We start from the raw sequence: 12,729 nt of genomic DNA, 5'->3' as shown, positions 1-12,729 counted from the left end.
CGTGGACAAGCCCTCCCAACTCAAACCGGCCTCCTGGCTGGTGGCGGCCGGCCGCCCCTCCGAGCCCGGCCAACCCCTGAACACCCCGCTGGTTCCGGCCTCCAACTTTATTCTGGGCAAAGAGCGGGCCTATGCCCGCGACGGCGGCACGCCGACCTGGGAGGCCCTCGAGGAGATCGTGGGGGGCCTCGAGGCCGGTCGGGCGGTGGCCTTCGCCTCGGGCATGGCCGCGGTGGCGGCGGTCTTCGACCAGCTTCCGCCAGGGGCAGTGGTGGTGCTGCCGGACGACTGCTACCAGGGGGTGGTGGGGCTGGCCCTGGTGGGGGCCGAAAAAGGGCGCTGGTCGGTGCAACGGCTGGCGCTGGAGGATACCGAGGGCTGGATTCGCGCCTGCGCGGAGGCCGACCTGATCTGGCTCGAGTCCCCCTCCAATCCCCTGCTTACGGTGGTGGATCTGGCGGCCATTGGCTCGGCCCCACGCAAACCCGGGGCCATACTGGCGGTGGACAACACCTTTGCCACCCCCCTGAACCAGCAGCCGCTCGAGTTTGGCGCCACGGTCTCGATCCAGTCGGTCACCAAGTTTATTGGCGGCCACTCCGACCTGCTGGGCGGAATCGCCACCACCCGCGACGAGGCCCTCTGGCAGACCCTGCAAAAATCCCGGACGTTAAACGGGGCCACCCCCGGCACCCTCGAGGCCTTCCTGGCGGTGCGGGGGGCGCGCACGCTGGCGCTCCGCCTGCAAAAAGCGCAGGAAAACGCCCAGGCGCTGGCCGAACGCCTACAGCAGCACCCCCAGGTGGCCCGCGTGCGGTATCCGGGCCTGCCCTCCCACCCCACCCACGCCATTGCCAAACGGGTGCTCAAGGGCTTCGGCACCATCATCTCCTTCGACCTCTTGGGCGGGGCCGCCGAGGCCGATGCGCTCTGCCGCAACGTACAGCTCATCCGCCACGCCACCAGCCTGGGGGGGGTGGAGAGCACCATGGAGCGGCGGGCGGCCATCCCCGGCCAGACCCACCTGCCCCCCTCGCTTTTGCGGCTGAGTGTGGGCATCGAGGACGTGGAGGACCTCTGGGCCGACCTCGAGGCCGCCCTGCAGGCCCTATAGCGGGGTCATTTCATCGCGGTTCACCAGCGGACGATCCCCTTTGGGACAGACCGCTGACGCGGCTGTTCACCAAGCTGTTATACTCTAGCTTTTGTGGAGAAGACCCTCACCCCCCGCGCCCTGGGCTTTGCTATGCCCGCCGAGTGGGCCCCCCATGCCGCCACCTGGACGGCCTGGCCCTACGACGAAGAGAAATGGCTGGGCTACCTGGAACCCGTGCGGCAGGAGTTCGCAGCCTTTGTCAACACGCTGGCCCGCTTCGAGCCAGTGCACCTGGTAGTAAACGACGAGGAATCCGAGCAAGACGCCCAGGCCCGGCTTAGTGGCCCCATTCACTTCCACCACATCCCCCACGACGACCTGTGGCTGCGCGACTCCGGGGCCATATTTGTTTCCCGCGCCACGGCTTCTGGAGCCGAGGTGGCCGCCGTCAACTGGGAGTTTAACGGCTGGGGGGGGAAGTACCCGGCCCAGCAGGACAACCAGATGCCCCTGCACATGGCCCGCATCCTGGGTATGCGGCTATTCCATGCCGGCATCGTGATGGAAGGGGGCTCGCTCGAGGTCAACGGGGAGGGCGTATGCCTCACCACCCGCCAGTGCCTGCGCTCGCCAGAGCGCAACCCCGGCCTGGATGAGGAGGCGCTCGAGGGTTACTTGAATCAGTTCCTGGGCATTGACCATGTGGTCTGGCTGGGGGACGGGCTCGAGGGCGACCACACCGACGGCCACATTGATACCCTTACCCGCTTTACCTCGCCCCACACCATCGTTACCTCGGTCTCGCCCGACCCCGACGACCCCAACCACCGCCCTTTGCAAGAGAACCTGGAAATTCTGCGCAGTCTGGAGGGTTTTCGCATCGTGGAGCTACCTCTGCCCAAAAACCCCCGCTGGCTGGACGGCAATACTCGCTTGCCCCTCACCTACGCCAACTTCTACATCGCCAACGGGGCGGTGCTGGTGCCCATCTACGACGACCCCCACGACGAAAAGGCCCTGGAAATTTTGCGGCCTTTGTTCCCCGGACGCGAGGTTATCGGCCTCAAAAGCCGCTACCTGATTACCGGCGGGGGTAGCTTCCACTGCGTCACCCAGCAACAGCCCGCCGGTAAAATATGGAAAGTTTCGCCCACCACAGAGGAGCTGTCATGACCAAGCTAGCCGTGGTTCAGATGTCCATGACCACCGACCGCGACCAAAACGTGGCCAAGGCCACCCAGATGGTACGCCAGGCCGCCGCCCAGGGGGCCCACATCGTGCTCCTGCCGGAGCTGTTCGAGAACCTCTACTTTTGCCAGGCCGAGCGGGAGAAGTTCTTTGCCCTGGCCCACCCGGTGGAAAACCACCCTTTTCTACCCCACTTCCAGCGGTTGGCCCAGGAGCTAGGCGTGGTTCTGCCTATCTCGTTTTTCGAGAAAGCCGGACAGGCTTACTACAACAGTCTGGCCCTGGTGGACGCTTCGGGCGAAATCCTGGGCATCTACCGCAAATCGCACATCCCCGACGGCCCCGGCTACGAAGAAAAGTATTACTTCAACCCCGGCGATACCGGCTTCAAGGCCTTTTCGACCCGTTTTGGCGTCATCGGAGCGGGCATCTGCTGGGATCAGTGGTTCCCCGAGTGCGCCCGCAGCATGGCCCTGTTGGGAGCAGAGCTGCTGCTCTACCCCACGGCCATCGGCTCCGAGCCCGCCGAGGCCGGGGGCCTCGACACCAAAGACATGTGGCAGCGCGCCATGATCGGCCACGCGGTGGCAAACCTCTGCTACCTGGCGGCGGCCAACCGGGTGGGCACCGAGGTGGTGGAGGGCTATAGCCAGACCTATTACGGCTCTTCCTTCATCGCCGACTACATGGGCAACAAGCTAGCCGAGGCCGGTCGCAGCGAAGAGACCGTTCTACTGGCCGACCTGAACCTGGAAGAAGCCCGCGCCTTCCGGGCCAGCTTTGGCTTCTTCCGCGACCGCAGGCCCGACCTCTACGGCCCCCTCCTGACCCTGGACGGCAAAACCCGCCCTCCCCGCTCCTGAGGAGCAAAAAGAACTATAACCTGAAAATCAGGTACGCGGCCCCAGGTTTGCTACCGCTCGAGCTCAAAAATCAAGAAAGCGCTTGAACCCCTCTTCGGATTGCGATAGCAAAGCGGAGAGCGCAATAACCTGGTTTTGGATAAACTTTGAGCATGTTTCGAGGCAAGGTGGTGCTGGTAACGGGGGCCGCAAGGGGCATTGGGCGGGCCATTGCCGAGGCCTTTGCCCAAGAGCAGGCCCTGCTGGTGCTGTGTGACATTCGACCCGAAGGCCTCGAGGTCGCCAAGCGCTTAGGCGCCCTCTTCGTCTACGCCGACCTGGCCCAGGCCACACACCGCGAGCGCTTTGTGGAGCAGGCCGTCAAGCAGTGGGGCAGCATCCATGTGTTGGTCAACAACGCCGCCATTGCTGCGCCGGGCTCGGCCCTCAAGGTGGGGCTGGACGAGTGGCAGCGCACCCTCGAGGTCAACCTGACCGCCCCCATGCACCTCTCGGCCCTTTCGGCACGGGAGATGGTCAAAAACGGCGGGGGTGCGATTGTGAACGTGGCCAGCGTGCAGGGGCTTTTTGCTGAGCAGAACAACGCCGCCTACAACGCTTCCAAAGGGGGCCTGGTCAACCTGACCCGTTCGTTGGCCCTCGACCTGGCCCCCATGAACATCCGGGTCAATGCGGTCGCGCCGGGGGCCATCGCCACCGAGAGCGTGTTGGAAGCCATCCAGATCTCCGAGCACCCCGAGCTGACCCGCCAGGACTGGGAAGACCTGCACGCCCTGCGCCGCCTGGGAAAACCCGAAGAAGTCGCTCAGGCGGTGGTATTTCTAGCCTCCGAAAAAGCCAGCTTTATCACCGGGGCGATTCTGCCGGTGGATGGCGGCATGACGGCCAGCTTTATGATGGCGGGAAGGCCGGTTTAGCCTGGGCCTACTGTTCGTGCAGCAAGAGTTCGCCGCTGGGCTTTTCGCCCTCGGTGCCCCTGGCGTTGGCCCAGTGTTTGAGCAACTGGTCGCGGGCATCCAGAATGGCCTGCTGGATGCGGCCCAGTTCGGTACGGGAAAAACCATTGTTGGACTGTAAAGCCAGCGGCTGCAAGCTGAATTTAGCGAAATGTCCCTCGTGCTTGACGCAAATGTAGGGTTGCTCGAGGTTGTAGCCCGAGTTGACGTAGAAGCGATACTGTCCCGAACGATGAAGAGTAATCATAAGACCTTGAACGCCCCTCTAATGTGATATAAAACCGTAAAGCAGTACGAAAACGTAACGCCATAGTAGCACGATGCCAGAAAAGCCGCATGAGAGCCCACAGCAGGGCTTAACTTTAACGGTGGTACTGCCAGGAAACCGGCTGGCCGTTTTGGTAGGGCATCACCCCATGAAAGGGGCGCGGGTCAGCATCGAAGACCAGCGGCAAGAAGTAGCGGTCGCCCGGCCACATGGGCAGCTCCTGGCGCAGAATTTTCTGGATAGGAACCCAGTGCAGCTCGCCTTCGGTGTTGGCCGCAAAGGGTACCCCCGACCAGCGGGTGACCAGAAAGATGAAGCCAAACCAGTCTTCACCACCCTGGCCGAACCCTGGCCAGGAGATGGTGCCGCGCAAGCTGAGTTGCAGCGGGGTTAGGCCGGCCTCTTCCAGGATTTCCCGCCGCATGCCCGCCGCCACGTCTTCGTGGGGCTCGAGCTTGCCCCCCAGGCCGTTGTACTTGCCATAGGCCGGATCCTGGGGCCGGGCATTGCGATGAACCAGCAAAACCTCTCGTCCGCTGGGCGAAAGCACGAAGCCCAGGGTAGCCAGGATGGGGGTATAGGGCATGTGGCGGGCTATTCGCCTTTCCACAGGATGCGCCCACAAGAGGGGCAGCGCACCACCTTGCTGGCCTGGTGAACCTGCTGGGCCACGTGCATGGGAAGTTGCACGTTGCAGGCCGTGCAGCGGTAGCCGTTGCCGGTTTTGGCCATTTTGGCCAGACCCGTGCCTTTGCGGGCCCTGCGAATCGACTCGTACTCCTTGACGATGGCCGCCGGGATGGTGGCTGCAAGCTGGTCACGGTCGGCCTTTTTGGACTGGTAGTCGGCCTCGAGGGCATCCACGCGCTGCTGGTTGGCAGTTTCCAGGGCCTCGAGCCTGGGCCTGGCCTCATCTACCTGGGCTTTTACCTGGATTAGCTGCTCTTCCAGCTTCTCGATCTGCTCCAGCAGGGGCATAATCTGGCCCACGATGTCCTTGTTGTTGCCCTCGAGGTCTTCAATCAGACCCGAAAGCTGACGTATCTGCTCGCCGTACTGAGTCTGCTCTTTGGCCCCGGTGGCCTGAGCCTGCGCGGCCTTGGCTTTTTCACGCTTGCTCTTCAGGTCTTGCAGCTCGAGGTCGGCCTTATGGTAGGCCATACGCACCTCACGCAGCTGCTCCTGCAAATCGCCCAGATGAATTTCCAATTGCCTCAAGTGCAGACGGGCCTGGGCCAGCTCCTCGGGAATGCGGGATTGGTCTTCGCGAATCTGGTCAAGCTCGAGGTCACGTTCCTGCAGACGGTTCAACTCGGCCAGCGGGTCACTCACACCCATAGTCTAACACCCCCGAGCAGGTCAGCGGCCAGGGATTGGGATTTTGTCCAGCCAACCCAGACTGTCATCAGACTGTCCCCAGCTTGGCCTCATCAGCCAGGTCGGACATTTCTTCTTCGGACTTTTCTTCTTTATGTGCTTTTTTACCCTTACCCGGTTTGCGATCGAGTTTACGCACTTCCTCGATAAAGTTTTCCAGGCTATCAAACTCCCGGTAGACCGAGGCAAAGCGGATGTAGGCCACCGGATCCAGCTCCTTGAGGAAAGCCAGCGAACGCAGGCCGATCTCCTCGGAGGCAATTTCCATTTCCTTGACCGTATCTTCAAAGCCAAAGGCGAACTCCTGCAAAACCTCCGGGTCGATGGGCCGCTTCCGGGCCGCTAAGGTCAAACCCCGCAGCAGTTTGTTGGGGTCGAAGGTCTCCTTGCGCCCCGAACGCTTGATGACCAGCAACGGCTCCACCTGGGCCCGCTCGTAGGTGGTAAAGCGGCGCTTGCAGGCTGGGCACTCGCGGCGGCGGCGAATTACCGAGCCCTCGTCAGAAGGGCGCGAGTCCAGCACGCGACTATCGGGGTTTCCACAAAAAGGGCAGTTCATAGGCTCAATCCAAGGGGCCAGAGCGCCCCGCTCCCTCAGGGCAGCTCCCTCAGCAGGTCGTAGATTTCGGGCTGGTGGGGCGGCTCGGGTAGCAAAACCTCCAGGAGCTGGCCCCGAACCCCCTCCGAGACCATCGAGCCCAGGGCCACAGCTACCCGCACCAGGGAGCGATCGTGCTCCTCCCCTACGGGATCACGGCTGGGTATCACCCCATTGACCCGCACGTTGGTAGGGAAGATGCGGGTGGCCCCCTCGATCAGGCCCGACACCGCCCCACGAATCGCAGCAACGTGGGGTTGTTCCCGCTGCAGGGGGGGCAGCACCAGGGTGACGAAGCCGCCCCCACTCAGGTAGCGCAAGCCCTGCTGCAACACGTACAGGCTCGACTTCACGTCGGCATTGAGCAGGTCGTACCACTCCCCCTCGAGCAGCTCCACAAAGGGGGTTTTGCTCTCGGCACTGGTTACGTGGACAATCCCATCCAGCACTCCGAAAAGCTCCTCGATTTTCTCGAAGGTGTTCATCACGTCCAGCACCACCGACATATCCCCCCGGATGGGAATGGCGGGGGCACCTAGCTGCTCAACCTCGGAGGCGATGGCGGTCGCCATCTCTACGTCGGGGTCAACGGTGATGACGGTGGCCCCATTGCGGGCATAGGAACGGGCGATGGAGCGGCCAAAGCCCCGCCCCGCCCCCGTCACCATCACGATGCGCTGCTCCAAACCCAACAAATCTCGTGAAAATTCGACCATTGCCCCTTATCATAGCGCAAAAAGCTGTGTGGGGCGTAACCAAGTGACAACAACAACCAAAACTGCCTTGCCAAGCTCCCGTACCCCGTGCTACACTCCCAGCAGTCGCGCAAGCAGCACCAAGGAGGTGAACCTACGATGCCCGTTCATTTTCAGTCCATCCCCGCAACATCGGTGGTTTGCCGCCCCATGGGTACACGAATGCCATAAAAGCGCCTTTAATCCAGGCGGGGGCAAACCGAATGCCCCCCGCTTTTTTTGGAGCCCTATGCGCATACACCCCTTTGAGTTCACTCTGGAGCACTACCAGGCCTATGCTTCCATTCGCCAGGCCGCCCACCCCGAGAGCCCCCTGAACCTCGCCGGGCTAAAGCACCTGGATCAGACCCGCGCAGAAGGCGACCTGCTCGAGCGCTTCTTGGTCGAACAAAATGGTCAGGTGGTGGGGATGCTGGAGTACGCCACCCCCTACTACGACCCCAAGCCGGGGGCCCTCGAGGTGCAGTACTACCTGCGCCCCGAAGCCCAGAACCTGCAGGCGCAGCTCTGGGACTTCCTGCTGGAACGGCTGACTCCCCACCAGCCCCAGGAGCTTTGGGCACAGGTCAGGGAAAACTGGCCGGAGTACCGCTTTTGGCTCGAGCAGGGCTTCACCGAGGTGGAGCGCCGCTGGCCGTCGGTGCTGGATCTGGCCGCCTTCGACCCCACCCCCCTGGTGCGCCCCTTGCCGCCTGGCATTGCGCTGGCCTCCCTGAGCGAGTTGCCCTGGCAGGAGGAGGGCTTCCTGCGGGCCTTATACGAGCTGGAAATCGAGCTCCTGGGCGATGTGCCAGCAGCCGAGCCCATCACCCCCTGGCCCTTTGAGGTCTGGCAGAAGCGCACCCTGGAAGACCCGAACCTGTTGCCCGAGGGGTTCTTTGTAGCCCTGGAAGGCGAGCGGCTGGTGGGGGTGAGTATGCTTTTCAAGTCCCATCGCCCCCAGACCCTGCAAACCGGCCTCACCGGGGTGCGCAAAAGCCACCGCCGCAAGGGCCTGGCGCTGGCTCTCAAGCTGCGGGCCGCAGCCTTCGCCAAAGCCTATGGGGCGCGGTACATCCGCACCTCCAACCACCAGGCCAACCGGCCCATGCTGGCCATCAACGAGGCGATGGGCTTTGTCAAGGAGCCGGCCACGGTGTTTTTACGCCTCAGTCCCGTACCCCAAAGGCCCGGCTGATGAGGTAGTCGATGAGCAAAAACAGCACAATCAACATCAAGAGCGCACCCCACCAGGGGGTGTTGACCCAGATCAGCACGAAGGTGCGCTCGAGCAGCTTGAACAACAAAAAGCCAAACACCACCGTGGTCACGATGGCGGCCAGCTTTTGGCGGGTCTTCTTGCTCACCCCTTCAGGATAGCACTCACCGAGGAGCCTTCATGTCTTTCAACCTTGTCATCCGACCCTTCGAAGACCGCGACTACCCGGCCCTTGCCGAGGTGCTGAAAACCGCCTGGCCCGACGAAGCGCACAGCGAAGCCAGCCTGCGCGAGCACGACGACCACGCCCCCCAGATTAAGTGGGGCCGCTTTGTGGCCGAGGTAGAAGGCCAGGTGGTGGGTGTGGGCGACTACACCCAGTTCGAGGGCATGTACCACCCGCAGAAGTTTGGGGTCTGGGTCACGGTGAAGCCTGCGTTCCGCAGCCAGGGCATTGGCAAGGCGCTGTACCGGCAGGTGTTAAGCGCCCTAAAGCCCCACCACCCCATCTCGATTCTGAGCAGCACCCGCGAGGATCAGCCCCAGGCCCTGGCCTGGCTCCAAAAGCTGGGCTTTGCCGAGAAGATGCGCTACTGGGAGTCGCGCCTGAACGTGCAGAGCTTCGACTTCAGCCCCTGGGCGGGCCGGATAGAGGCGGTGGAAGCAGCGGGGTTTGAGCTAAAGAGCTTGAAGGAGCTCGAGGCCGACAAAGCGCACCGGCAAAAGCTCTACGACCTCTGGCTCGAGGCCCGCCTGGACGTACCCCGCCCCGAGGAGATGAGCGAGGTGAGCTTCGAGGACTACTGCAAGTGGGTGTTCGAGAGCCGCTACTACCTGCCCGAAGGTCATTTTGTAGCCATAGACAAATCCACCGGCCAGTATGTAGCCCTGAGCACCCTCTGGAAAACCGATGGCGACTACCTGCAAACCGGCCTCACCGGCACCCGCCGGGCCTACCGCCGCAAAGGCCTGGCCCTGGCGCTCAAATTGAAGGCGATCCGCTTCGCCCAAGCCTATGGCACAAAAGAAATCCGCACCGGCAACGAAACGGGCAACCGGGCCATGCTCGCCATCAACGAGGCGCTGGGCTTCGTCAAACAGCCTGCCTGGATCGATTATGTGCTGACCCTTCAAGAGACCTCGAGCCCCTCGTAACCCCTATCCGAGCCCCAGCAAGAGCCCCAGCAGCCCCCCTCCAGCAATTACGGCGGCCACCCCCACGCCGCGGTAAATCAGGAAGCAGCCCACCAACACCCCCAGGCCCCAGAAAAGCGAGTCCACACTAAGCTGAACCAGCACCAAGACCATACTGGCGCTCAAGCCCATGCTGATGGGCACCAACGCCTTGCGTAAGGCCCGGCTCCACTGGGCCCTGGCCATCCACTGCCAGCCCCACACCAACCACATGGCCCCCACCGCGCCCGGCAAAAACATGCCCAGGGCAGCGGCCAGAGCCCCGCCCAGCCCCGCGGCGCTCAGGCCATAGAACAGCACCGCCAGCATATTGGGCCCCGGCACAAACTGCCCCAGGGCAAAGCCGTCGGCAAACTCCTGGCGGGTTACCCAGCCGTTGCCAATGATGACCCGGGCCATCTCGGGCAGGTTGGCCATGCCCCCGCCAAAGCTGAGCACCCCAAAACGCAGGAAGGCCAGAAAGACCTCGAGGGTTTCACCCACGCCCCTCGGCCTCCGTTTCCAGCATGGGTAGACGGGCCTCTTGCCAGTACAAAGCCATGCCCACCGGCACAAACAAGAGCAGCACCAGCAACAACGGCCAGTGCAGCAGGCCATAGGTCGCAAAGACCCCCAGGGCCAGCCCCATGGCCTTGAGCGAGTCCAGCGCAAGGGGAGCCTGGCGCAGCATGGTGGCCAGAATCAAACCAATAGCGGCAGCCGCCACCCCATTCAGGGCGCTTTCGGCCACTGAGCCGGGGACTGCGCCAAAGCGGAAGTAGGCAAAACTCAGCAACAGCATCAGCAGGGCCCCTGGGGTCAAGACCCCCAGCAGGGCCAGCAGGCCCCCCGGCACACCCCCCAGGCGCATCCCCAGATGAGCTGCAGTATTGGCGAATACCGGCCCCGGCAGAATGCGGCACAGGGCGGTGGTTTCCAGAAACTCGCGCTCCTCCATCCAGCCCCGCTTCAGCACAATGGCCTGGTACAGCTGGGCCGTGCCCCCACCGCCAAAAGCCACCAGCCCCACCTGCAAAAACGCCCAGAAAAGCTTACCAAGCGGCACTTTCATGCCCCGGATGATACACTTTTCGGCGGTGCATTACGTCGTCTGCGACATAAAGGGCTGCCTCCTCAGATGGTTCCGCCGGAGTACAACCGAGGCTTGTCTGAGCGTGAACCACGCCCTGCGGCGGGGTGGGCCAGGCTTTGTGTTCAATCTGAGCCGCCAGGGCGCATAATGGCAGGGGATATGCTGCCCTATTTGCGACTCTCCGGCCCCCCTTACGACCAGGGCCACCAGCAGGGTGCGGCCTGGGCCGAGCGGATTGCCCACAACCTCGAGCTCTACTTCCGCCGCTTCGAGGTCGAGTGCAAGCTCTCCCCCACCGAGGCCCGCGAGCGGGGGGCGCGCTACCTCCAGGCCATCCGGCAACAAAACCCAGGTTATGCCAGGGGCCTCGAGGGCATCGCAGCAGGGTCGGGCCAGCCGCTGGTGGACATCGCCACCCTCAACGTGCGCTACGAGATCATCTATTACCAGTTTGCCCAGGACACCCCCCCGGTCTACCTACCCCACGAGGCCCCCAACGGCTGCACCGCTTTTGCCCTGATGCCCGCCCACAGCGCCGACGGCCACCTGTGGCTGGGCCAGAACTGGGACTGGATGGAAGGGGTGCAGGGGGCCCTGCAGCACATCACCGAGCCCGACGGAACCCGGATACTGGCCTTTACCGAGGCGGGCATCTTTGGCGGCAAGATCGGGCTCAACTCCCACGGCCTGGGCCTGTGCATCAACGGGCTGGTCTCGCTGGGCGACAACTGGGCCGGGCTGGGCAAGCCCTTCCACCTGCGCACCTACGAGGTGCTGCGGCAGAAAACCTTACGGGCCGCTCAAGCCGTGGTGCTGGAAGAACCCCGTACCGCTTCAGGCAATTTCCTGCTGGGGCAGGGCACCCAAGCCCTCGACCTCGAGGTCTCGCCCAGCGGGGTGGCTCAGTGGGAAGACCCACGCCAGCTGGTGCACGCCAACCACTACCTGGCCCCCGAGCGCTTCGGCATCGAGGTGCCGCCCATCGAGTGGCTCGACCGCTCACACCACCGGGCCGAACGGCTGGCCCTGCGGCTTGCTCAGGTGGAAAAACCCGGCCTGGAAGACCTGCAAGCTGCACTGCGTGATCGGGAGGGGGCACCCTACGCGGTCTGCCGCACCGCCAGTCAGGAGGAATACGCGCTAGGCGAACCCTACCGCACCCTGGCTTCGGTGATTATGAACCTGGGCACTCTGGAGCTGTGGATTTCCGACGGGCCACCGCACGAAAACCCCTACACCCGCTACCAGGTTTGATGGCCGTCTAGCCAAAAGGTTCCGCTTGCTGATTCCAAAACCGTACCCCCTCGAGCCCTGCGCCCGCGGGGAAGTCTTCCCATTGCGCCTGGAACGACCAGGCCTGGCTATAATGGCCTTTTTTTAGAGGCCGCCTCCAAACCGTGTTGTGTGAGGTAGGGGTTGGTGACGGAAGTTGGGCGAGGTTGGGGCTGTATATGCATTCGGGCCGGACAAAATCCAGGGATGTGGTCTAGATGGGCCGCACCCAGTCTCCGTATCGGCTAAGCCGGTGGTCGGCAGTGAGCAGAACCAGCCGCTCCTGGCGGGCCTGAGCAATCAGGAGCCGGTCGAAAGGATCGCTGTGGTACTGGGGCAGGGTTTCCACAGCCAGGGCGTGGGATACGCTGATGGGAAGGGGGGTATAGCGGTGGTAGCGCAGGTGGGCTTCGAAATCCCCGGGCAGGCTGAGCTTACCCAGGGCTTTTTTGATGGCGATTTCCCAGGCGGAAGCCGCACTGGCTTAGACCAGGTTTTCGCCATCGGTGATGAGGTCGCGGGCCTCAGGAGAAAGCCGTGGATCATCTGCAAATGCCCACAACAGCATGTGGGTATCAAGAAGCAGGTTCAACCTCGCCCCCCTCGAAGATGCGCTGGATCTCCTGATCGCACGCGTCGAAGTCCGGCGCAATCCAGATCTGCCCCTTGAGTCCCCCCAAAGGACGCGGCTCCCTGGTCTCCTGGTAGGGCACCAGCATGGCTACCGGGCGGTCGTTGCGCCCGATGATGATGGTCTCGCCGCGCTCGGCCCGTTCCACCAGCTGGGAGAGCCGGGCCTTGGCCTCGGAGATGTTGGTTACCACAGCCATACCCTCAGCATATCAGGTCTGGTCTGACCAGGCTCCAGCTATAAGCCAGGGCCTTGGCATGG

16 protein-coding genes and 1 pseudogene are annotated in these 12,729 nt (G+C 63.2%); 7 read left to right on the top strand and 10 right to left on the bottom strand.

Translation table 11 applies throughout. The features are described 5' to 3' along the window. Window position 1 precedes the first annotated feature (1 nt). The 4 genes from Q355_RS0107970 to Q355_RS0107955 all read left to right on the top strand — a co-directional run bounded on the left by Q355_RS0107970 (window position 2) and on the right by Q355_RS0107955 (window position 4,064). A complete protein-coding gene (locus tag Q355_RS0107970; RefSeq protein ID WP_027877315.1) occupies window positions 2–1,114 on the top strand; it encodes a trans-sulfuration enzyme family protein in 1,113 nt (370 codons plus the stop codon). Between the two features lie 93 nt (window positions 1,115–1,207). Continuing rightward, window positions 1,208–2,269, top strand: a complete 1,062-nt coding sequence (locus Q355_RS0107965) for an agmatine deiminase family protein (protein ID WP_027877314.1) — start codon at window positions 1,208–1,210, stop codon at window positions 2,267–2,269. After that, complete coding sequence (aguB, locus tag Q355_RS0107960; protein ID WP_027877313.1) at window positions 2,266–3,147, top strand: N-carbamoylputrescine amidase; 882 nt, start codon at window positions 2,266–2,268, stop codon at window positions 3,145–3,147. Before Q355_RS0107965 ends, aguB begins: the two co-directional genes overlap by 4 nt. Before the next feature lie 146 nt (window positions 3,148–3,293). Continuing rightward, the gene (locus tag Q355_RS0107955) at window positions 3,294–4,064 is read left to right on the top strand and encodes an SDR family NAD(P)-dependent oxidoreductase (protein WP_027877312.1); all 771 of its coding nucleotides are present in this window, start codon (window positions 3,294–3,296) and stop codon (window positions 4,062–4,064) included. Between the two features lie 7 nt (window positions 4,065–4,071). Here Q355_RS0107955 and Q355_RS0107950 read toward each other — a convergent pair whose 3' ends face one another. From Q355_RS0107950 to Q355_RS0107930, 5 genes are all read right to left on the bottom strand, one after another. Then, complete coding sequence (locus tag Q355_RS0107950; RefSeq protein WP_027877311.1) at window positions 4,072–4,350, bottom strand: DUF4160 domain-containing protein; 279 nt, start codon at window positions 4,348–4,350, stop codon at window positions 4,072–4,074. A gap of 115 nt (window positions 4,351–4,465) precedes the next feature. Further along, the gene (locus tag Q355_RS0107945; protein ID WP_245597529.1) at window positions 4,466–4,981 is read right to left on the bottom strand and encodes an NUDIX hydrolase; all 516 of its coding nucleotides are present in this window, start codon (window positions 4,979–4,981) and stop codon (window positions 4,466–4,468) included. Then, entirely contained in the window at window positions 4,966–5,709 is a 744-nt protein-coding gene (locus Q355_RS0107940) for a zinc ribbon domain-containing protein (protein ID WP_245597528.1), read from the bottom strand. The genes Q355_RS0107945 and Q355_RS0107940 overlap by 16 nt, the downstream gene beginning before the upstream one ends. A 67-nt stretch (window positions 5,710–5,776) precedes the next feature. Continuing rightward, window positions 5,777–6,307: a transcriptional regulator NrdR gene (nrdR, locus tag Q355_RS0107935; RefSeq protein ID WP_027877308.1), complete on the bottom strand. Its 531-nt coding sequence runs from the start codon at window positions 6,305–6,307 to the stop codon at window positions 5,777–5,779. A 35-nt stretch (window positions 6,308–6,342) separates the two neighbouring features. Next, the gene (locus Q355_RS0107930) at window positions 6,343–7,062 is read right to left on the bottom strand and encodes an SDR family NAD(P)-dependent oxidoreductase (RefSeq protein ID WP_027877307.1); all 720 of its coding nucleotides are present in this window, start codon (window positions 7,060–7,062) and stop codon (window positions 6,343–6,345) included. Window positions 7,063–7,330: 268 nt separating this feature from the next. Between Q355_RS0107930 and Q355_RS0107925 the strand changes: the two genes are divergently transcribed. Beyond that, window positions 7,331–8,278 (top strand): GNAT family N-acetyltransferase, encoded by a 948-nt coding sequence (locus Q355_RS0107925; protein WP_027877306.1) that lies wholly within the window; start codon window positions 7,331–7,333, stop codon window positions 8,276–8,278. Here the strand turns inward: Q355_RS0107925 and Q355_RS0107920 are convergent. Next, a complete protein-coding gene (locus Q355_RS0107920) occupies window positions 8,250–8,447 on the bottom strand; it encodes a hypothetical protein (protein ID WP_027877305.1) in 198 nt (65 codons plus the stop codon). The two genes, Q355_RS0107925 and Q355_RS0107920, sit on opposite strands and share 29 nt — an antisense overlap. A 32-nt stretch (window positions 8,448–8,479) precedes the next feature. Here Q355_RS0107920 and Q355_RS0107915 point away from each other — a divergent pair, with 32 nt between their 5' ends. Continuing rightward, the gene (locus Q355_RS0107915) at window positions 8,480–9,454 is read left to right on the top strand and encodes a GNAT family N-acetyltransferase (RefSeq protein WP_027877304.1); all 975 of its coding nucleotides are present in this window, start codon (window positions 8,480–8,482) and stop codon (window positions 9,452–9,454) included. 3 nt (window positions 9,455–9,457) lie between these two features. Here the strand turns inward: Q355_RS0107915 and Q355_RS0107910 are convergent, their stop codons facing one another. After that, on the bottom strand, window positions 9,458–9,976 hold the full coding sequence (locus Q355_RS0107910; protein WP_027877303.1) for a chromate transporter: 519 nt from the start codon (window positions 9,974–9,976) through the stop codon (window positions 9,458–9,460). After that, window positions 9,969–10,544 (bottom strand): chromate transporter, encoded by a 576-nt coding sequence (locus tag Q355_RS15600; protein ID WP_051529354.1) that lies wholly within the window; start codon window positions 10,542–10,544, stop codon window positions 9,969–9,971. The genes Q355_RS0107910 and Q355_RS15600 overlap by 8 nt, the downstream gene beginning before the upstream one ends. A gap of 180 nt (window positions 10,545–10,724) precedes the next feature. On the opposite strand from Q355_RS15600, the gene Q355_RS0107895 reads away from it, so the two are divergent. Beyond that, a complete protein-coding gene (locus Q355_RS0107895) occupies window positions 10,725–11,819 on the top strand; it encodes a C45 family autoproteolytic acyltransferase/hydrolase (protein WP_245597527.1) in 1,095 nt (364 codons plus the stop codon). 232 nt (window positions 11,820–12,051) lie between these two features. On the opposite strand, the pseudogene Q355_RS17120 reads toward Q355_RS0107895, so the two are convergent. Further along, window positions 12,052–12,306: pseudogene (locus Q355_RS17120) on the bottom strand (type II toxin-antitoxin system VapC family toxin); the annotation flags it as partial. 106 nt (window positions 12,307–12,412) lie between these two features. Further along, window positions 12,413–12,667, bottom strand: a complete 255-nt coding sequence (locus Q355_RS0107885; RefSeq protein ID WP_036259014.1) for a type II toxin-antitoxin system Phd/YefM family antitoxin — start codon at window positions 12,665–12,667, stop codon at window positions 12,413–12,415. Between the last annotated feature and the right edge of the window lie 62 nt (window positions 12,668–12,729).

The sequence above is a fragment of the Meiothermus cerbereus DSM 11376 genome (assembly GCF_000620065.1).
GTDB classification, from domain to species: domain Bacteria; phylum Deinococcota; class Deinococci; order Deinococcales; family Thermaceae; genus Meiothermus; species Meiothermus cerbereus.
Note: the sequence above shows the minus strand (reverse complement) of the source record. Positions and strands in the feature narration are given on the sequence as shown.